This is a genomic window from Bradyrhizobium sp. LA6.1 (assembly GCF_040547805.1).
GTDB classification, from domain to species: Bacteria; Pseudomonadota; Alphaproteobacteria; order Rhizobiales; family Xanthobacteraceae; genus Bradyrhizobium; species Bradyrhizobium barranii.
Genome location: NZ_JBEPQK010000005.1, coordinates 51,178 through 69,025 on the forward strand (window position 1 = coordinate 51,178; position 17,848 = coordinate 69,025).

Consider the following 17,848-nt stretch of genomic DNA (forward strand, 5'->3'; position numbering starts at 1 on the left):
GATCATACCGTTGCCGCGAAGGGGCGTGCGAACGGAATGATTGTCGTGACGAAATGGTCCCTACGGGCGGTGGAGCCCGCCACCGTGTTGCTGTTCGGCGGGCTCATCGCCGCCAACGTCGCCGCATGGGCCTGGGCCTTCGCGGCGTTCGGTGACCGGCCGACGGTGATGGCGACCGCGCTGCTGGCCTGGGTGTTTGGCCTCCGCCATGCCGTCGACGCCGACCACATCGCCGCCATCGACAATGTCGTGCGCAAGCTGATGCATGCGGGCGGTGCGCCGCGCAGCGTCGGCCTCTATTTCGCCCTCGGCCATTCGACCGTGGTCGTGGTCGCGACCATGCTGCTGGCGCTCGGCGTGGTGAGCCTCGGCGGCGACAGCCTGCTCAGGGATATCGGCGGCCTGATCGGCACGTCGGTGTCGGCGCTGTTCCTGCTCGTGATCGCGGCCATCAATCTCGCAATCTTCGTCGGCCTGTGGCGGACTTTTCGCATCGCGCGCGCGCAGGGCATCCACGACGCCGCGCAGCTCGACGCGCTGCTGGCGAGTCGCGGATTCCTGGCGCGCCTGCTCGGCCCGATGTTCCGCCTGGTGACAAAGCCCTGGCACATGCTCCCGCTCGGGTTCCTGTTCGGGCTCGGCTTCGACACCGCGACCGAGATCGGCCTGCTCAGCATCTCCGCGACCGAAGCCGCGCGCGGTGCTTCACTCGCCGATGTCATGGTCTTTCCCGCGCTGTTCGCGTCGGGCATGGCGCTGGTCGACACCGCCGATTCGGCGCTGATGGTCAGCGCCTATCGCTGGGCCTTCGTCGATCCCCTGCGAAAGCTCTGGTACAACCTCACCATCACCGGCGCCTCCGTCGCGGTGGCGCTGTTGATCGGCGGCATCGAGGCGCTCGGCCTGATCGCCGACCGGCTTTGTCTAACCGGCGGGGTGTGGGCGCTGGTCGACGGCCTCAACGAGTCGCTCGCCAATGTCGGCTTCGCCGTGATCGCGCTGTTTGCGATCGCCTGGCTCGTCTCGGTCGTGCTCTATCGCCGCATGTTTGCGGGCGCCGCGTCCCGCGCGAATGTACTTCGGGGCGCCGATGCGACCGAGGCGGCCTGAGTCTGGCCGTCGTTGCGGAGCGTTGACGGCATTTTCGGCCATCATGCTTCTCGCGGATGACGGCAGCGCCTTCGCGCAGAGCAGTGACGCCTCGCGCGAACTGCCGCCGATCCAGGTCTCCGGCGGCGAGACGAAGCCTCACAAGAGACTGCCCGCATCGCGGCGAGCCAGCAAGCCGGTCCCGGCCAATCGCGGTCACGTGGCTCAGCCGACGCAGGCTCCGGTCTCGGACGCCCGCAGCGTCGCCTCCGGCGCAAAAGGCCCGCCTGGCATGGCGAGCGAGACCACCGTCTCCGGCGATGAGATCAACGCGCGCCCTTTCGCGCGGCCGGGTGAGGCGCTCGAAGTCGTGCCGGGGTTGATCGTGACCCAGCATTCCGGTGAAGGCAAAGCCAACCAGTATTTTCTGCGCGGCTACAATCTCGACCACGGCACCGATCTCGCCATCTATGTCGATGACGTCCCCGTCAACATGCGCACCCACGCGCATGGCCAGGGCTATGCCGATCTCAACTGGCTGATCCCGGAAACCATCAGCGCGATGGATGTGCGCAAGGGGCCGTACTTCGCCGACGAGAGCGATTTCGCCTCTGTCGGCAGCGTGCGCATCGGCCTGATCGACCGTACCGAAAAGGGCCTCGCGCAGGTGACCGCCGGCAGCTTTGGCTATCGTCGTCTTCTCGGCATGGACTCAGCGAAAGTCGGTGACGGTTCGCTGCTCGTCGCCGGCGAGCTCGGCACCTACAATGGCCCCTGGGAAAATCCGGACAACGTGCGCAAGCTGAACGGTCTCGTGCGCTACAGCCGGGGCACCGCGACCGATGGCCTGACCATCACCGGCATGGCCTACGCGAACAAATGGAATTCGACCGACCAGGTGCCGCAGCGTGCGATCGCCGCCGGTTTTATCGACCGCTTCGGCTCGGAAGATCCGAGCGACGGCGGCAACACCAACCGCTTTGCGCTCTCGGGCCGCATCGCGCAGAGCGACGATGTCGGGTCGTGGAAGGCCAACGCTTATGTCGTGAAGAGCCAGCTCGACCTCTTCAACAACTTCACCTATTTCCTCAGCGATCCCGTGCTCGGCGACCAGTTCCACCAGCACGACGACCGCCTGATGGCGGGCGCCAACATCTCGCGCACGCTGAGCGGATCGTTCGCCGGACTGCCGATGCAGACCACGATCGGCCTGCAATCGCGCTATGATTCGATCGATCTGGCGCTGAGCAACACGTTCCAGCGCGGCTTCCTCTCCAGCATTCGCAGCGACAAGGTCGGCGAGGGCAGCGTCGGTGTCTTCGCCGAGAACACCGTGCGCTGGACCGATTGGCTGAGGACCACTGTCGGCCTGCGCGGCGATTACTATGCGGCCGACGTCACCTCGCTGTTCAATGCCAACAATTCCGGCCGCACTGACGCCGCGCTCGGCAGCCCGAAGTTCCGCGTGGCGCTCGGCCCGTTCAACCAGACCGAATTCTTCCTCGGCGCCGGCACCGGCATGCACTCGAACGACGCGCGCGGCGCGACCACGACGGAAGATCCGAGCGATCCCGCCACGCGACTGACGCCGTCGCCGCTGCTGGTGCGTACCAGGGGCGCGGAGGTTGGCGTCCGCAGCAAGATCGTGCCCGGCCTCGACACCTCGTTCAGCCTCTTCATCCTCGATCAGGATTCCGAGATCCTGTTCTCCGGCGATGCCGGCGATACCTCGGCGACCCGCGCCAGCCGCCGCTACGGTTTCGAGTGGACAAATCATTACCGCCCGCGCTCGTGGATCGACATCGATGCCGATCTCGCCATGACGCATGCGCGCTTCCGCGGCACTGACAGCGAGCAGGCGGAGGTCTACGCCTCGCTCGCGGGCTATCCCGAAGCGCAGATCGGCAACGCGCCCGGCAACTACATTCCGAACGCGCCGGCGATGGTGGCATCGGCCGGCATCACGCTCGGCGAGAAGACCGGCTGGTTTGGGGCTTTGCGCTGGCGCTATCTGGCGTCGAGCCCGCTGACGGAAGACAATGCGTTCCGCTCGTCCGCGACCAGCATCTTCAACAGCCGCCTCGGCTATCGCATCGACAACGGCTGGCGCATCCAGCTCGACGTGCTCAATCTCTTCAACACGCAGGCGAACCAGATCACTTATGCCTACGGTTCGCTGCTCAAGACCGACACGCTGTACAATCTCTGCACCGGCGGCGTCGCGCCGACGGCGGTCTGCCAGAACGGCGTGATGGATTACGTGCTGCACCCGGTCGAGCCGCTGAGCTTTCGCCTGACTGTCGCCGGGACGTTCTAGGCGATCTCAAGCCGAGGCCGCGCTCGGAACCGGCTCCGCCGGCAGATCGTCGCCGTTGGGATCGCCCGGCGCGGTGGCCCAGGCCAGCTCCACCAGCGTCACGATCCGGCGGCCGGCGCCGTCGAGCTGGCAGACGATCAGGCCCTGCTCCTCCATGTAGCCGAGAAGGCGCTGGGCGCGGCGCAGCGAATGCGAGCCGTAGGCGCGGGCGATCGCGGCATCGCCGGGGCAGGGCCAGCCTTCCTTCGCCGCGCGTGCGATCATCATGAACACGCCCTGCATGTCGTCGGGCAGGATCGAGGCGCGCAGCGACACGTCCTGCCAGACATCGTCCTCGGCATGCTCGGCGCCGAGCCCGGCGCGCGCGCGTGTCAGCATGCGGCGGAATTCGTTCAGATCAGGCACCGCGGAGCCGAGGCCCTCGATGCGGCAGCGAACCACGAACTCCTGATAGAGCACGCCGACGGCGCGGAAGCCGGCATCGGGCTCGGCGAGCACGGCGCGAAGCGTACGATCGACGCGCTCGCGCCGCTCGGCGAGCTCCTCGGCGCTGATCGGCACCTCGGCCACCTCAGGCCGGATCTCCGGCGCGGCCGCCTTCGCGGCGCGGAGCTGCTCGAGCAGATCGGGCGCGGGCCGGCGCTGCGGGCGGCTGGCATCGGGCGGCGGTGCGGCCAGGATCACGGCGCGCATATCCTCGAGTGCGGCTTCCGGCATCGGCATCAGCCGCGGCGTGGAATTGCGCGCGTGGGTGTCGGTCGGGCCGATATGCAAACGCAGGGGGCGTCGCGACAGCGCCGGGCCGAGCGCCATGAACTGTCCGCGCTCGAGATCGCGAAAGGATTCGGCCTGCCGCCGCTCCATGCCGAGCAGGTCGGCGGCGCGCGCCATGTCGATGTCGAGGAAGGTCCGGCCCATCAGGAAATTGGAGGCTTCCGCCGCGACGTTCTTGGCGAGTTTTGCCAGGCGCTGAGTCGCGATGATGCCGGCGAGGCCACGTTTGCGGCCGCGGCACATCAGATTGGTCATCGCACCGAGAGAGAGCTTGCGCGCCTCGTCCGAGACCTCGCCGGCGACCGCCGGCGCGAACAGCTGCGCTTCGTCGACCACCACCAGCATCGGGTACCAGTGATCGCGGTCGACGTCGAACAGGCCGCCGAGGAACGCCGCGGCACGCCGCATCTGGTTCTCGGCGTCCAGCCCTTCGAGATTGAGCACGGTGGAGACGCGATGCAGCCGCGCCCGCTCGCCGGCGACCTGAAGACCGCGCTCGGTGTGATCCTCGGCCTCGATCACCAGATGGCCGAATTGCTCGGCCAGCGTGACGAAGTCGCCTTCGGGGTCGATGATGGCCTGTTGCACCCAGGGCGCGCTCTGTTCGAGCAGCCGCCGCAACAGATGCGACTTGCCGGAGCCCGAATTGCCCTGCACCAGGAGCCGGGTCGCCAGCAGTTCCTCGAGGTCCATGGCGGCCGCGGCGCCTGCCGTGGTCTGCCCCATCTCGATCGCAACTGTCATGTCCCCGACTCAAGTCCCCATCATTCGCGGAGTGGGGCTTATCAACCCGGCCGGGGCGCGTCGAGCGGCACCGTGCGAATCATGCGGTGTTGCCCACGGCGGAGTTCAGGCGTGATTCGATTGCCGTAAAAGTGCGGGCCGATAGGGCGCCTGCGGATCGTCGTCCTCGTTCTCGGGGATCGCACAGGAGCCGAATTCCTGCCGGATACGCTCGATCTCGGCGATGCGCTCGTGCAGCCGCTGCAGATGCTCGGGCGATGTCGCGCGCCAGAACCGGAAGGTGTCGGTGGTGAGCGGCAGGAACGCCGTTCCGAACAGCGTCGGCTCGGGAACGATGGTGCGTCCGAGCAGCAGGAACCGGTTCTCGCCGGAGACCACGAGGGTCGCGTAGCCGCGGTTACCGATCCGCCTGATCCCGTTCAGCGACCATTCGACGAGCTTGCTGAAATAAGGCTCCTCGCGCCAGCGATCGGGGCAGTGGTCGTCGACCGTCACGTTGACCGCGTCCTGGCTGAAATGCACGATGATGCCGGACGTCGCCGGAAACCACGCATCATCGAGATGACCTTGCAGCCAGGCGCAGACGAACGACCGGCACATCTGCGGGCGGCGGTCGTAGATGGTGCACCCGGTTCCCGTCTGCCAGTGTCTGCACAGCTGGTTCACCGGCTTGTCGACGGCGGCCACTTCAAGGATATCGCAGCAGGCGTTGCACGATCCGCACTGCCGGGTCAGCGGCGCCGTTTTCGGCAGGCCGGTCGCGCGAAAACCCTGGCCGTCGCGGACCAGGAGCTTTTGCTTCTCCAGCGTGCTCAGCGCGCGCTCGACCTTGAGGCGGGACAATCCGGTCGCGTCAACGATCCCCTTCATCGTCGTCGCGCCGGCCTCCACCGCGCGAGCGACCTGCAACGCCGTCTGATCCATCGTCTTCTACTTGTTCTTCAGCCCTTCGATCCGGCCATCGCGCTGCCCCGGAACCTGCGGAAATCGGCGCCCGCGTGACGGCTAGCAGTCGCATGTATGCGGGATTTACGCAAACGGACTGCTGAGCAGGATGGCCCGTATTGGGCCAAATTGTAAGCCCATCTGAGGGGCGATCCGATCTGCATCGACAATTCGATCAGTGCAGGCCGGCGCGACCTATGACGGCAGCGCCGGCACGCTGCTACTGCGCGCCAGATCCGCCCTGCACGATCTTCTCGTTCAGCTTCAGGTCCACGGTCTCGACCGTGCGGTCGATCTCGGCATTGGGGGTGCCGAGCTGATGCGAGATCAGCTTCACCAGCAGGTCGACGCGCTCGATGAAGGGCGCGCCGCTCGCGACCGCGCGCGCGGCCGATGACGGCTTGAGCAGGCTCTCGGCGGCCTTGGCGTATTTCGCGAACGGCACCTGGTCCTGCGGATCGGCGCCGAGACGGCGGGCGATCGCGTCGACATGGTCGTAGATCGTCTGCGAGCGCGCGAGATCGCCGTGCACGGCGTCGCGGATCGACTGCGGCTCGTGCGGCGTGATGCAGCGATAGTTGCCGGTCAGCAGCATCGACCATTTCGCCAGCGGCACGAACAGCGAGTCGAACACTTTCAGCTTCACCGGCACGTCGTGACCGTCGAGCGTCACCGCGTCGATGTCGGCTTCGAGCTCGCGCAGCACCTTGTTGTGCTTCTCGTCGGCGAAGGCCGATGCCTTGAAATTCGTGGGCAGGCCGACATGAAGCACGTTGGCGGCTTCTTCCGGCGGACGGAAGGCCTGCGGGTCGGGCGAGCACAGCGTCACCAGGCCGGGCTCGAAGCGCTCCCACACCTGCGCATTGGTGTAGGCCTCCTCGAGATCCATGTCGGCGAGCGACGGGATCCGCTTCAGGTAGGGCAGCGGCGGCATGTTCATGATCGACAGGCACGGCAGCTTCGCCGCGGCGATCTTGACCATGAGAACGCGGACCGTGTGGTTGGTGTATTGCGGCTCCTGCATCGCCAGGCCGACCATGTCGTAGCGCGAGAGGTCGACATTGCCCGGCGTCACTGCGTCGAGCTTGCCGGGCAGGTCGCGCGAGAAGATCGCCCGGTGCACCGCCTCGTCGCGCAGCTTGATGCGCACCTCGGTACCGTCACGGTTGATCAGCTCAGCGGTCTTGGCGCGGCAGACCAGGGACACGTTATGGCCCGCCATCAGCAGCTTCGTGCCCAGCAGGGAACCGTAGGAAGCCCCGAGAATCAGGATGTTACGCGCCATATTCCGTCCCTTTGAAAATGTGTGTGATTTTTGAGCCCCGGCCGTCATCCGCGGGCGAGTTGCCGGCATGTAAAGCGAAGTCCGCGGGGATGGCAACTGGGATAATGCATACAAGGCGGACGGCGGACTGCCGGGCGGGCGCGGGTGATCGGTCGCCCGGATGGAGCGCAGCCCGATCCGGGACCGCTCGTCCGGCGCCTACGCCTTTCCCGGATTGCGCGGAGCCTGTCATCGGGCGGCGCTTCGCGTCGACCCGTTGGCTCCATCCGGGCGACGGGGCTCTCGTTGCCCGACGGGCAAAACACCCGAGAGGGCGTCAAGCCGCGCGGGCGAAAATATTCCACTTTACCGAAATTCGGAATTGGCGTATGTGCTGCCCATCCCGGCTCACCAAGAGGGGCGATCTTGTGTCGTCACTGTCGCGAGCCGGGTTGCGGTAGACGCGGCAGCGTTGGGCGCGAGAAGTGCGGGTAGGGCGGATTGCTCTCCGTGAGCCCAAGACTTCGTGCCGGATGAGCGGCGCTGTCAGGTTCGTCTCGTCTGTAAGTTTCCGGCTCCGTCGACAGGGCTGGAAAAACTGCGGCGAAATGGCGGGCCGTGCGTACGGCAAAACCGTGTGGTCCTGGCCGTCGTTGCTACGGTCAAGTGCTTTGCGAATGCGGCAGTCGCGTCAACCGGCGCGGTGTCGGTGACTTTCGCAAGCGTGAGGGAGACCAGAAGGAACTCGGCTCCCGGGAGAGCACGGCATAAGCCGTCCAACCACTGCGCAGGGAAGGCCGAGTGATTGGCACCACCTGTATGCTGCTGTGCGGTTTCCTTGCGCTACCTTTCGCGCAGCGGACCGCGGGTGCGAGGTCAGCACCCGGCCTTCCCTGCGCCCTCTTGGCTTCGAGGGTGGAGAGATCAAGCAAAGCTCGGGCGAGATGCGCCGCGAGAAGGCGATGGTGCGTCTGCGACCAGGCACTCGCTGTCGTCGCCCGGCTTGACCGGGCGATCCAGCATTCCAGAGACGGCTGTGATTGAGCCGAGAGGCCGCGGCGTACTGGATTCCCCGCTTGCCGCCTACGCTCAAGCTTCGGCGGCCCTGGACCTCAGCCCCGGCGAAGCCTTGGCGTAGCCGGGTCGCGGGGAATGACAGCGGTACCTGGAGGACGACGGCGATGCCTCCTACTCCGTCATTGCTTTGCTGCGCTCGCAATGACGTTGCGGAGGGAGTGTGCGCCACTATGTTCCCGTGCCTGGTCAGCGCATCCGGGAGACCGGAGGAAACGAGTGTTTCAAAGAACGATACCGCTGAGAAACTTTACGCAAGCGCCGGCGATCGCATCCGCCCGAAACTTGCGCGTTCCATCACGTCGCGAACTCCCGCGTCATCCCTGGCTCGCCATGCGCGCGCGGTCGAGATGCCCCTCGATCTTCGGGCGGTCGCGGGTGCGCTCGAAGCTGGTGCAGAGGAGCTCGGTCTCCTCGAGAGAAACCGGGGCGCGGTACAGCCGGCACATGAATTCGGCGCTCGCGCGTCCCTTGCCCGCGCCGGGACTGCGTTCGGCGAGAAACATGCAGTCGCGGCAGATGCTGGCATCGAGCCGCTGATGGGCCGCGTCGAGATGATTGAGGATCTCGCGCAGCGAGTCGCGCAGCCTGATGCATTCGTCGGTGCCGAGAGACGTGACCGCGTTCACCACGTGATTGATCGGGTCGTGCTGGCTCAGGCATTTCTCGCCTTGCGCGGTGACGTGCAGCACGACGGACCGCTTGTCCTCGTGCGACGGCTTTCGCACCAGGAAGGACTTGGCTTCCAGCGTCTTCACGATCTGCGATGCCGTGGCGCGGGTCGCGCCGATGAAGCCGGCCAGCGCGGACGGTGTGCGCGAGAATCTGTTGGCGCGGTGGAGAAAGCGCAACGCCATCCATTCCCGGTCGCGCAACCCGTGCTGATTGCCTTCGAAATACCAGGCTCTGGCCGCCTGAACCAGCAGCTCGACGGCCTCGCGTGCCAACGGCATAAATTCCTACCTTGCCCCGGATATCACGTCTGCGGCGCCCCGGAGCCGCCTTCCGTCGTTGCGTACCAGTCCTTCGCGAGAAGCCGTACCAACCACAATCGACACATACGCAGGCGCAGGGCCCGCCTCTCGCGCGAAAGCACGGACCGTTCTGCCGCCGATCTCGACAGATGGACCCTGCGAGATACGGCGCGAGAAGCTGTGTCGATGATGGTGTGCCAATCGTGGCGTCGTCGAACGAAAGCCCGAGTTGCCGTCACAGCCGGACGATGGATCGGTATTGTTCAACCGTAGCCCCTGAAGTTCAAGTCACACGCAGACGTTTCTTGTATTCCATCGAAACGATGAATGAGCTTCTCAACAAAATCAAGTAGAGACGCTCCTGAAGACTGGCTGTCGCTCGAAGCGATTGTAACGTTCAAGACAATCTCGTTCGTCAGGACACATCATGGTGATCGCAATACGCAGTGTAACAAGCTACTTGCACGCAAATGTGCGACGGTTTGATTGCACGCCTGCTGCTGTTCGCCGTTGATGCAAATTGATGGAAGCTTGTGCATGACGGTGACGCGCAGCGGCGCGTCATCCACAACTTGTGCGATCCGTCACAGAATCGGCAATGGAACTCGTAGGGATTGCACGCAGTGGTTGTTGTGATAATGACAGCGAGACGGGTTCGCCGGATCGCTTTCGCCTCGGCGGCGCGATCTCCACCGAACGGCCGATGCTAGCGCGCGACGGAAAGCGGCAGTCGGCGACGGGTGCGCATGCGCCGGAGGCGCAGCGGTATGCGTGATCGACTGTCGCGATAATGAGCAGGTCGACGACGACGGGCGCGCCGGCCGCGCCCGGCTAGTCGCCCTTGAGCATGTCTCGCAGCTCGCGGAATGGATCGGCGCTCGGCCCTGCCGAGGCGTCCTGCCGCATGGCGCTGTAGATCTTCGGGACCATGTCGACGGCCTGGTCGAGACCCGAATCACGCCCCGTCTGATATCCGCCCATCAGGCGAAGATCGCGCGTGTCCTCGTATTTGGCGATCATGGTGCGCAGCTTGCTCACCAATTCGCGTTCCTCAGGGTCCCAGACGTTGTGGGCGAGGCGGGAGACCGAGGCCAGAACATCGACGGCGGGATAGCGCGCCTGGTCGGCGATGTGCCTGGAGAGCACGATGTGGCCGTCGAGGGTGCTGCGGATGGTGTCGGCGATCGGCTCGTTGTGATCGTCGCCATCGACCAGCACGGAGAAAATGCCGGTAATCGTCCCGGATCCCTCCTCGCCGGGGCCGGCGCGCTCCAGCAGGCGGGGCAGGTCGGTGAAGACCGTCGGTGCGTAACCGCGTGCGACCGCAGGCTCGCCGGCGGCGAGGGCGACCTCGCGGGCGGCATGGGCAAAACGGGTGATCGAATCGACCACCAGCAGGACCGATTCGCCCCGATCGCGGAAATATTCGGCGACCGCCATGGCGGTCTTCGGCGCCAGCCGCCGCATCATCGGGCTTTCATCACCCGTCGATACGATGGTGATGGCGCGGCTGCGGTTGGCGCCGAGCACGTCCTCGATGAATTCGCGCACCTCGCGGCCGCGTTCGCCGACGAGCGCCAGCACGACGGTGTCAAAGCCCTGGCTGCGGGCCAGCATCGCCAGCAGCGTCGACTTGCCGACGCCGGAGCCGGCAAAGATGCCGACGCGCTGGCCGGCGCAGATCGGCGCGAACAGGTCGATGACGCGCACGCCGGTGTGCAGCGGCTTGTGGACGCGCGCCCGCTTCATGGCCGCCGGCGCCTCGGCTTCCGCCGAGACGGTGCGCGATCCCGGGGTGAGGGGACCTTGTCCGTCGAGCGGCGCGCCGAGCGCGTTGATGACGCGGCCCTTCCAGCTCGGATCGGGCGCGAAGGACAGTGGCGGCATCCGGTAAGCAACCGAGCCGAGGCCGCCGGCGAACTGCCGGTCGAACGGCTTGGCGATGATGCCCTCGCTGTCGATCCGCACCACCTCGCCGATCTGGGGCTTGCCGCCGGAGTTGACGCCGATCAGTTCACCAAGCCTGACGAAGCGCGACAGGCCGGAGACGCGGAAATGCGTCGGAGCGATCTCGGAGATCGCGCCGCTGACGCTGGCCAGGGGAGTGCTCTGCTGGAGCTCCAGCAGCGCCCACTCGAGTTGCCGAAGAGCGTTCAAGGAAACCGTCCACCCTCAATGCGCATGCAGCGCAGTCTATTTGCCCGGCTCGCCCAGCGTCCGGATTGCGTTCTGGAGCGAGCTCTCGGTGCCCTCGATCATCGAATTGGTGCCGTCGAAGGCGCGCGAAGCCGCGATCAGCTTCGTCAATTCCATCATCGGATTGGCGCCGGAGCCCTCGACATAGCCCTGCTTGAAGCCGTCGCGGGAGAAATCGGCGATGGCGGTCGCGGGCCGGTCCGGCGTGACGCCGGAATTGCCGTAGCGCTCGAGATTGGCATCGGGGGGAATGTTGAACAGGCCGATGGAGCCGATCTCGTTGTTGTCCTGGGTGATCGCGCCGCTGCGGGCGATCGCGATCGGTCCGCCGTTCGGGTCGAGCGTGATCTGCGCGCCGCCGGCATCGATCACGGGGAAGCCGGACACGGTCTGAAGATCGCCGTTGGGGGCGATCTGGAGGCGGCCGTCGCGCGTATAGACCGTGCCGTTCGGGCCGGCGAAGGCGATCCAGCCCTGTCCGACCACGGCGACGTCGAGCGGGTTGCCGCTCTCGGTGATGCTGCCAATCTCGCGCGAGATGATGTTGTCGCCGGGCGAGGAGAAGGCGACCGGGTTCGCGCCGGCCTTCGACAGCACGGTCTCGAACTTCACGACGTCGGTGCGGAATGCCGCCGTGTTGACGTTGGCGACGTTGTTGGCGATCGTCTGGAGGCGCTTTTCGAGGGCGACCTGCGCCGACAATCCCACATAGAGGGCCGATTGCATGATTTACTTTCCGAACCGGATGGACTGAAGCTTCGTGAGCATGTCGGTATCCAGGCCGGCCATCGACGACGCGCCGCCGATCAGGACCAGCGCGGAGTTGGTCGAGTTGCCATTGTTGATGTCGTTCTGGGCCTGGGTCGCATCCCACATCGCGGCGAAGCGCTGCACGAACTTGGTGACCTTGGCCGGGTCCTGGAAATCGGTGAGGTCGATCTTGCTCGTGATCAACTTGGCCTGGGCGTCGATGTCTGCCGCGCTGATGGTCGACGGCAGGCCGAGCGCGGTCTGGACCACCTGCGTCATCGCCTTGTCGGCGAGGATCTGGTAGGAGGTGCTGATGGTGGAGGCCTTGCGGGTGAAATAGAGCGCCAGCCGCAGACCCTCGTTCTGGTCGCCGGCCTTCTCCTCCATCGTCTGCGTGACGTATTGGGTCGCCGTACCGGTCGTGGCGGCGGCGGTCTGGGTCGCTTTGTCGCCGAGGGCGGCGAAATTGAAGGCGGCGGCGAACTGCCGGTAGCGGGTGTCGGTCAGCTTGTTGGCGAAGCTCTTGGAGTCGGAGACACCCTCGGTCAGCACCTTGCGCATGAACGCCTTGGCATAGGTCATGTCGCTGAGACCAAAGGCCTTCATCGCGTAGGAGTAGAGGCGATAGTCCTTCAGGAAGTCGTCGATCGTCTTCACATTGCCGATATGGCTGAGAAAATAATCGGTGTCGCGGCTGACGTCCGGCTGGGCCGCGACCTGCGTCAGCGATTTGCCCATGTCCTTGGTCAGTCTGGTGTAGTCCGCGATCGTGGATAGCATGGCACGCGCCCCTCTGGCCGCCGTTGCGACTTCGTCTCAAGCTGCCGCCAATTGCTTGCGCGGGGCTGGCGACCACGAAGCCAGCCTCGCGCAAGCGTCGCCGACTAGATATTCCCGATGGGATCGGCGATGGAGTGGCGCGTTGCTCAGTTTCGTGGGGATTTTCATCACGGTAGCGGCACTGCTCGGCGGATTTGCCGCCATGGGCGGGCATCTGGCCGTGCTCATGCAGCCGTGGGAATTCGTGATCATCCTGGGCACCGCGATCGGCACCTTCATCGTCGCCAATCCGTGGAAAACGGTCGTTGATACCGGCGTGGCCTGCATGCAGGCCATCACCGGCGCGGTGCCGAGTGAGCGCTATTACCTCGATCTGCTCGGAGCGCTCCATGCCCTGATGCGGGAGCTGCGGGGCAAAGGCCGCAACGAGGTCGAGGCGCATATCGACGATCCCGCGTCCTCGGAGATCTTCAAGGCGTTCCCGAGCGTGCTCGGGGACCCGCCGTTGCTGCAGTTCATCTGCGACTATGTCCGCCTCATCATCATGGGCAATGCGCGCACGCACGAGATCGAAGCGCTGATGGACGAAGAGATCCACACCATCGTGAAGGCCAAGCTGGCGCCCTACAATTCGATGGTGGTCGTGTCCGAGGCGCTGCCGGCGCTCGGCATCGTCGCCGCCGTGCTCGGCGTCATCAAGGCCATGGGCGCGCTCGACCAGTCGCCGAAGCTCCTTGGCGGCTTCATCGGCGCGGCGCTCGTCGGCACCTTCGCCGGCATCTTCCTGTCCTACGGCGTCCTCTCGCCCTTCGCGATCAAGATCAAGATGACACGAGAGAAGCGCTGCCGGCCCTACATCATCGTCAAGCAGACGCTGCTGGCGTTCATGAACGGCGCCATGCCGCAGATCGCCGTCGAGCACGGTCGCAAGATGATCGCGAGCGGCGAACGGCCGTCGATCGACGTGGTCGAGAACGAGACGATCGCGGGTCCCAAGGCCGTCGCGACCGAGGCTGAACCGAAGGCTGCCCGCGCATGATGACGGAAGACCTCGACGTCGATCAGCGGAAGCAGCTGCCGAACTACCTGCTGGACGCCGCCGGCATATCGATCGAGCGCATGCCGATGCTCAATGTGATCTTCGATCGCATGGCGGCATCGTGCACCGACAGCCTGCAGCCGATGGCCGGAACGCCGTGCTATTTCTCGGTCAATGGCATCACCAACGACCCGCTCGGCGACATCATCAAGGATTACGAGGGCAACGCGGTTGCCGCCGTGCTCTATGCCGAGCAGTGGGACTCGCGCGTCATCATCATGCTGGATCGCGACTTCGTGTTCACGATGGTCGAGGCGATGTTCGGCTCCGACGGCGCCGAACCGCCGCTCGACGTCGAACGCACCTTCTCGAACATCGAGATCCGGCTGGTCCAGGCCCTGTTTGAGCGGTTCGCCAAGGCGCTGCAGGGCGCCTTCGCCGGCACCTCCAATGTCACCTTCCGTGTCGAGCGAGTCGAGACGGCGATGGCGTCGCTCGCGATTGGGCGCGCCAGCAATATGTCGATCTGCGCGAACATGATGGTGCAGGCGCTCTATCGCGGCGGCCAGATGTTCCTGATCATTCCGCACTCCGCGCTCAATCCGCTCAGGCAGAAGCTCGCCCACGTCGTCGTCAGCGACGGCCGCGCGGCCGATCCGCGCTGGCGCGAGCAGATGGAGAGCGAGGTTCACCGTACCGAAGTGACGCTGAGCGCGGTGCTCGACGAGAAGATGATTTCCCTCGAGGACGTCGTGCAATTCAAGGTGGGGCAGGTTCTGGAGCTCGAAGCCACGCCGCGCACGCTGGCCCGGCTCGAGAGCAACAACCAGGTGCTGTTCTGGTGTCAGATCGGCCAGCTCGATGGCTATTACGCCATGCAGGTGGCCGATCCCGTCGATCAGAAGCGGGAGTTCGTCGATGATATCCTATCTCGTTGATGCCGTGCTGCTGATCGCGCTGGCGTTCACCAGCATGAGGGTGACCCGGATGCACCGCGAACTGGCGCGGCTACGCAGCTACCAGGGCGAGTTCTCGACCATCGTCCACGAGACGGCGGGCGCCTTCGACACCGTTATCACCGCCGCGCATGATTCCACCGCAAATCTCGGCAGGCTCGCCAATGTGCTGAGCACGAAGATAGATCAGGCCCACGAGGCGATCGCGGCGCTCGATGCGCGGAGCGGGCTCCAACCGGCCGCAACGGTGAGCGGCGCCGAAGCGAACAAGCATTGAATTCGGGACTTGCAGGACACGTACGATCGGAACGCCGCGGCGCTCCGGGAGCGGAAATACCAAGAGGCGATACCAAATGGCGCAATCTTTCGACTATGAGTCTGCATCGGCATCGGGAGAGACCGATGCGTCTCCGCTGGAGCGGCTGGCGGAGATCGCCGCGCGCACGGCGGAGGAAACCGGCAAATTCGCCAATGTCGATGCCATCCTGCGCATTCCCGTCACGATGCAGGTGGTGCTGGGATCAGCGACCATTCCGGTCGCGAACCTGATGAAGCTCGGCCGCGGCGCGGTGGTTCCGCTCGATCACCGCGTCGGCGAGCCCGTCGACGTCGTGGTCAATGGCCGCGTCGTTGCCCGCGGCGAAGTGGTTGTCGTCGAAGAGGACAATTCCCGCTTCGGCGTCTCGCTCACTGAGATCGTCGGACCGCTGGGGCAGGGTGATACCTGATCATGGCGGCACAGGTCGGCGTCGCTCCTATCAAGCAGCGAGGCGTTGCCACGCTGGGCGGAACGGAAAAGGTCGCGGCACTCCTGCTGGCCATGGGCCGGCAGGCGGCCGCGAGCGTGCTCTCGCAGTTCGAGCCGCAGGATATCCGCATCGTCACCAAGGCCGCGGCCGAGCTGCGGCCGATCACCGCGCAGGAACTCGAGTCGATCGTCGAGGAGTTCGCCCAGCAATTCTCGATGGGCGCCAACATTCTCGGCACCATCGGCGGTCTTGAAGCCGTGCTCGGCGACGTGCTGCCGGCCGACCAGGTCTCGGCAATCATGTCGGACCTGCTCGGCAATTCGAGCCGGTCGGTGTGGGACCGCGTCTCGTCCGTGTCGGAAAACTCGCTGGCGACTTACCTCTCCAAGGAGCATCCGCAAACCGCGGCGCTGATCCTGTCCAAGGTCAAGCCGTCCTGCGCCGCCAAGGTGATGAGCCAGCTGCCGTCGAGCCTGCGCAACGAGCTGATGCGGCGCGTCCTCAGCCTCAAGCCGATCGTCGACGACGCCATGAAAGTCCTCGAGAAGACCTTGCACGAGGACCTGACGCTCAATTTCGCCCGCAACCTCGGCGCCGACACCTACGCGCGCGTCGCGGACATCATCAACAAGATGGAGCGCGGCCATATAGAGGACATGCTGAAGAGCTTGTCGGAGAAGCGTCCGAAATCGGCCGAAGTTCTGAAGGAACTGCTGTTCACCTTCGACGACGTGGTCAATTTGACCCCGAAGGCGCGCACCATGATCTTCGACCAGGTGCCGACCGATCGCATCGTTATCGCGCTGAAAGGCACGGACAAGCATTTCCGCGAACTTATCCTGTCCTCGGTTGCCTCGCGCGTCCGCCGCGTCGTCGAGCACGAACTCGCCATCGGCGAGCCGTCGAACCAGCGCGACGTGCTGGAGGCGCGCCGCGTCATCACCGACCTTGCACTCGACCTGGCGGAAAAGGGCGAAATCGAGCTCAACCCCGAGCAGGAGGACGAGCTGGTCTTCCGCTGACCGCTGAACGGGCATGGCAGAAACATCCGATCAGGAGAGCAAGACAGAAGAGCCGACCGAGAAGAAAGTCCGCGATTCGCTCGAACAGGGCAAAATCCCGGTCTCTCGGGAGGCTTCTATCTTCGCCTCGATGGCCGCGCTGATGGTGATCCAGGCGTTCCTGATCGGCCAGGGCGTACAGCAATTGACGCCGACGCTGAAGAGCCTGCTCGACGATCCCGAAGGCTTCCCTCTCAGCAACGGCGCGGACGCGCGCAACCTGCTCACGGTGGTGGGCCTCGAGGCGTTGCGGTTCCTGGTGCCGCTGGTCGTCACCCTGGCGGTGTTCGGCCTCGCCGCATCGTTGCTGCAGAATGCACCGCGCCTGGTGCTGGAGCGCATCAAGCCGCAGCTGTCGCGAATCTCCCCGATCAGCGGATGGAGCCGGCTGTTCGGAACGCAGGGCCTCGTCGAATTCGCCAAGTCGCTGTTCAAGCTCGTCTCGGTGACGGTCGTCGTCGTGTTCGTGCTGCGCTCGTCCGAAGCCAGGGCGTTCGAGGCGATGTACACGGATCCGGTCGCGCTGCCGGAGATGATTCTCAACATCGCGATGCGGATCGTCTCGGCGATCTGCATCGCCACCATCGTCCTGGTCGCGATCGATCTCGCCTGGGCGCGCTTCCACTGGCGGCGCGAGCTGCGCATGACCAAGCAGGAGATCAAGGACGAACACAAGCAGGCGGAAGGCGATCCTCTGATCAAGGCGCGCCTGCGCTCGCTGGCGCGCGACCGTTCGCGCCAACGCATGATCGCGTCCGCCTCGCGCGCGACGCTGGTGATCGCGAACCCGACGCACTTCGCGATCGCCCTGCGCTACAAGCGCGAGGAAAATGCAGCGCCCATGGTCGTCGCCAAGGGCATGGACGTGATCGCGCTGAAGATCCGCGAAGTCGCGGAGCAGAACCGGATCCCGGTGATCGAGAACAAGGCGCTGGCGCGCGCGCTCTATGAGGCGGTTCAGGTCGACCAGGTGATTCCGGCGGAATTCTTCCGGCCGGTCGCCGAGATCATCTACTTCCTGCAGTCCAAGCAGGCGCCGCGGACCGAGAAGGTTCAGTAGATTTCCGAGCATAGCGTCGGCTGCATCAGCCTGACGAAAGCTTGCGGCCCTAAACTTAATCTTAAGAAATCAGCAT

At 65.2% G+C, this 17,848-nt stretch carries 15 protein-coding genes; 8 read left to right on the forward strand and 7 right to left on the reverse strand.

Translation table 11 applies throughout. From position 1 onward, the window contains the following. The first annotated feature begins 36 nt into the window (after positions 1–36). Positions 37–1,110: a HoxN/HupN/NixA family nickel/cobalt transporter gene (locus ABIB99_RS14055; protein WP_354176240.1), complete on the forward strand. Its 1,074-nt coding sequence runs from the start codon at positions 37–39 to the stop codon at positions 1,108–1,110. Continuing rightward, positions 1,091–3,406, forward strand: a complete 2,316-nt coding sequence (locus ABIB99_RS14060) for a TonB-dependent receptor (protein WP_354176242.1) — start codon at positions 1,091–1,093, stop codon at positions 3,404–3,406. The genes ABIB99_RS14055 and ABIB99_RS14060 overlap by 20 nt, the downstream gene beginning before the upstream one ends. Positions 3,407–3,412: 6 nt before the next feature. Here ABIB99_RS14060 and ABIB99_RS14065 read toward each other — a convergent pair whose 3' ends face one another. The 7 genes from ABIB99_RS14065 to ABIB99_RS14095 form a co-directional block, all read right to left on the reverse strand. Beyond that, positions 3,413–4,924: a helicase HerA domain-containing protein gene (locus ABIB99_RS14065; RefSeq protein WP_028154285.1), complete on the reverse strand. Its 1,512-nt coding sequence runs from the start codon at positions 4,922–4,924 to the stop codon at positions 3,413–3,415. 105 nt (positions 4,925–5,029) lie between these two features. Continuing rightward, entirely contained in the window at positions 5,030–5,848 is an 819-nt protein-coding gene (locus ABIB99_RS14070; protein ID WP_063981257.1) for a YkgJ family cysteine cluster protein, read from the reverse strand. A 241-nt stretch (positions 5,849–6,089) separates the two neighbouring features. Next, entirely contained in the window at positions 6,090–7,154 is a 1,065-nt protein-coding gene (locus ABIB99_RS14075; RefSeq protein WP_028154283.1) for a ketopantoate reductase family protein, read from the reverse strand. A 1,370-nt stretch (positions 7,155–8,524) separates the two neighbouring features. Then, positions 8,525–9,160, reverse strand: coding sequence for a MarR family winged helix-turn-helix transcriptional regulator (locus tag ABIB99_RS14080; protein WP_354176243.1), 636 nt, complete (start codon positions 9,158–9,160; stop codon positions 8,525–8,527). An 852-nt stretch (positions 9,161–10,012) separates the two neighbouring features. Further along, the gene (gene fliI, locus ABIB99_RS14085) at positions 10,013–11,338 is read right to left on the reverse strand and encodes a flagellar protein export ATPase FliI (protein ID WP_063981292.1); all 1,326 of its coding nucleotides are present in this window, start codon (positions 11,336–11,338) and stop codon (positions 10,013–10,015) included. 36 nt (positions 11,339–11,374) lie between these two features. Continuing rightward, positions 11,375–12,103, reverse strand: coding sequence for a flagellar basal-body rod protein FlgF (flgF, locus tag ABIB99_RS14090; RefSeq protein ID WP_354176245.1), 729 nt, complete (start codon positions 12,101–12,103; stop codon positions 11,375–11,377). 3 nt (positions 12,104–12,106) lie between these two features. Continuing rightward, positions 12,107–12,907: a DUF1217 domain-containing protein gene (locus ABIB99_RS14095; protein ID WP_071909951.1), complete on the reverse strand. Its 801-nt coding sequence runs from the start codon at positions 12,905–12,907 to the stop codon at positions 12,107–12,109. A 142-nt stretch (positions 12,908–13,049) separates the two neighbouring features. Between ABIB99_RS14095 and motA the strand changes: the two genes are divergently transcribed. The 6 genes from motA to flhB all read left to right on the forward strand — a co-directional run bounded on the left by motA (position 13,050) and on the right by flhB (position 17,772). Then, a complete protein-coding gene (gene motA / locus ABIB99_RS14100; protein ID WP_063981295.1) occupies positions 13,050–13,946 on the forward strand; it encodes a flagellar motor stator protein MotA in 897 nt (298 codons plus the stop codon). Next, on the forward strand, positions 13,943–14,884 hold the full coding sequence (locus tag ABIB99_RS14105; protein WP_028153460.1) for a flagellar motor switch protein FliM: 942 nt from the start codon (positions 13,943–13,945) through the stop codon (positions 14,882–14,884). Before motA ends, ABIB99_RS14105 begins: the two co-directional genes overlap by 4 nt. Beyond that, complete coding sequence (locus ABIB99_RS14110; protein ID WP_028160773.1) at positions 14,865–15,179, forward strand: hypothetical protein; 315 nt, start codon at positions 14,865–14,867, stop codon at positions 15,177–15,179. The genes ABIB99_RS14105 and ABIB99_RS14110 overlap by 20 nt, the downstream gene beginning before the upstream one ends. A 76-nt stretch (positions 15,180–15,255) precedes the next feature. Next, positions 15,256–15,630, forward strand: a complete 375-nt coding sequence (gene fliN / locus ABIB99_RS14115) for a flagellar motor switch protein FliN (RefSeq protein ID WP_063981297.1) — start codon at positions 15,256–15,258, stop codon at positions 15,628–15,630. Positions 15,631–15,632: 2 nt separating this feature from the next. After that, positions 15,633–16,673 carry a flagellar motor switch protein FliG gene (locus ABIB99_RS14120; RefSeq protein ID WP_014492656.1) on the forward strand — a complete coding sequence of 347 codons (1,041 nt, stop codon included), beginning with the start codon at positions 15,633–15,635 and terminating at the stop codon, positions 16,671–16,673. A gap of 13 nt (positions 16,674–16,686) precedes the next feature. Next, complete coding sequence (flhB, locus tag ABIB99_RS14125) at positions 16,687–17,772, forward strand: flagellar biosynthesis protein FlhB (protein ID WP_039153365.1); 1,086 nt, start codon at positions 16,687–16,689, stop codon at positions 17,770–17,772. The last annotated feature ends 76 nt before the right edge of the window (positions 17,773–17,848 follow it).

What these genes read in the sequence shown, in the direction of transcription:
- ABIB99_RS14080 (WP_354176243.1), bottom strand. Translation starts at nt 9,160, where the DNA reads ATGCCGTTGGCACGCGAGGCCGTCGAGCTGCTGGTTCAGGCGGCCAGA.
- ABIB99_RS14095 (WP_071909951.1), bottom strand. Translation starts at nt 12,907, where the DNA reads ATGCTATCCACGATCGCGGACTACACCAGACTGACCAAGGACATGGGC.
- ABIB99_RS14060 (WP_354176242.1), top strand. Translation starts at nt 1,091, where the DNA reads ATGCGACCGAGGCGGCCTGAGTCTGGCCGTCGTTGCGGAGCGTTGACG.
- ABIB99_RS14075 (WP_028154283.1), bottom strand. Translation starts at nt 7,154, where the DNA reads ATGGCGCGTAACATCCTGATTCTCGGGGCTTCCTACGGTTCCCTGCTG.
- ABIB99_RS14065 (WP_028154285.1), bottom strand. Translation starts at nt 4,924, where the DNA reads ATGACAGTTGCGATCGAGATGGGGCAGACCACGGCAGGCGCCGCGGCC.
- ABIB99_RS14055 (WP_354176240.1), top strand. Translation starts at nt 37, where the DNA reads ATGATTGTCGTGACGAAATGGTCCCTACGGGCGGTGGAGCCCGCCACC.
- ABIB99_RS14105 (WP_028153460.1), top strand. Translation starts at nt 13,943, where the DNA reads ATGATGACGGAAGACCTCGACGTCGATCAGCGGAAGCAGCTGCCGAAC.
- flgF (WP_354176245.1), bottom strand. Translation starts at nt 12,103, where the DNA reads ATGCAATCGGCCCTCTATGTGGGATTGTCGGCGCAGGTCGCCCTCGAA.
- ABIB99_RS14120 (WP_014492656.1), top strand. Translation starts at nt 15,633, where the DNA reads ATGGCGGCACAGGTCGGCGTCGCTCCTATCAAGCAGCGAGGCGTTGCC.
- flhB (WP_039153365.1), top strand. Translation starts at nt 16,687, where the DNA reads ATGGCAGAAACATCCGATCAGGAGAGCAAGACAGAAGAGCCGACCGAG.
- ABIB99_RS14110 (WP_028160773.1), top strand. Translation starts at nt 14,865, where the DNA reads ATGATATCCTATCTCGTTGATGCCGTGCTGCTGATCGCGCTGGCGTTC.
- fliN (WP_063981297.1), top strand. Translation starts at nt 15,256, where the DNA reads ATGGCGCAATCTTTCGACTATGAGTCTGCATCGGCATCGGGAGAGACC.
- ABIB99_RS14070 (WP_063981257.1), bottom strand. Translation starts at nt 5,848, where the DNA reads ATGGATCAGACGGCGTTGCAGGTCGCTCGCGCGGTGGAGGCCGGCGCG.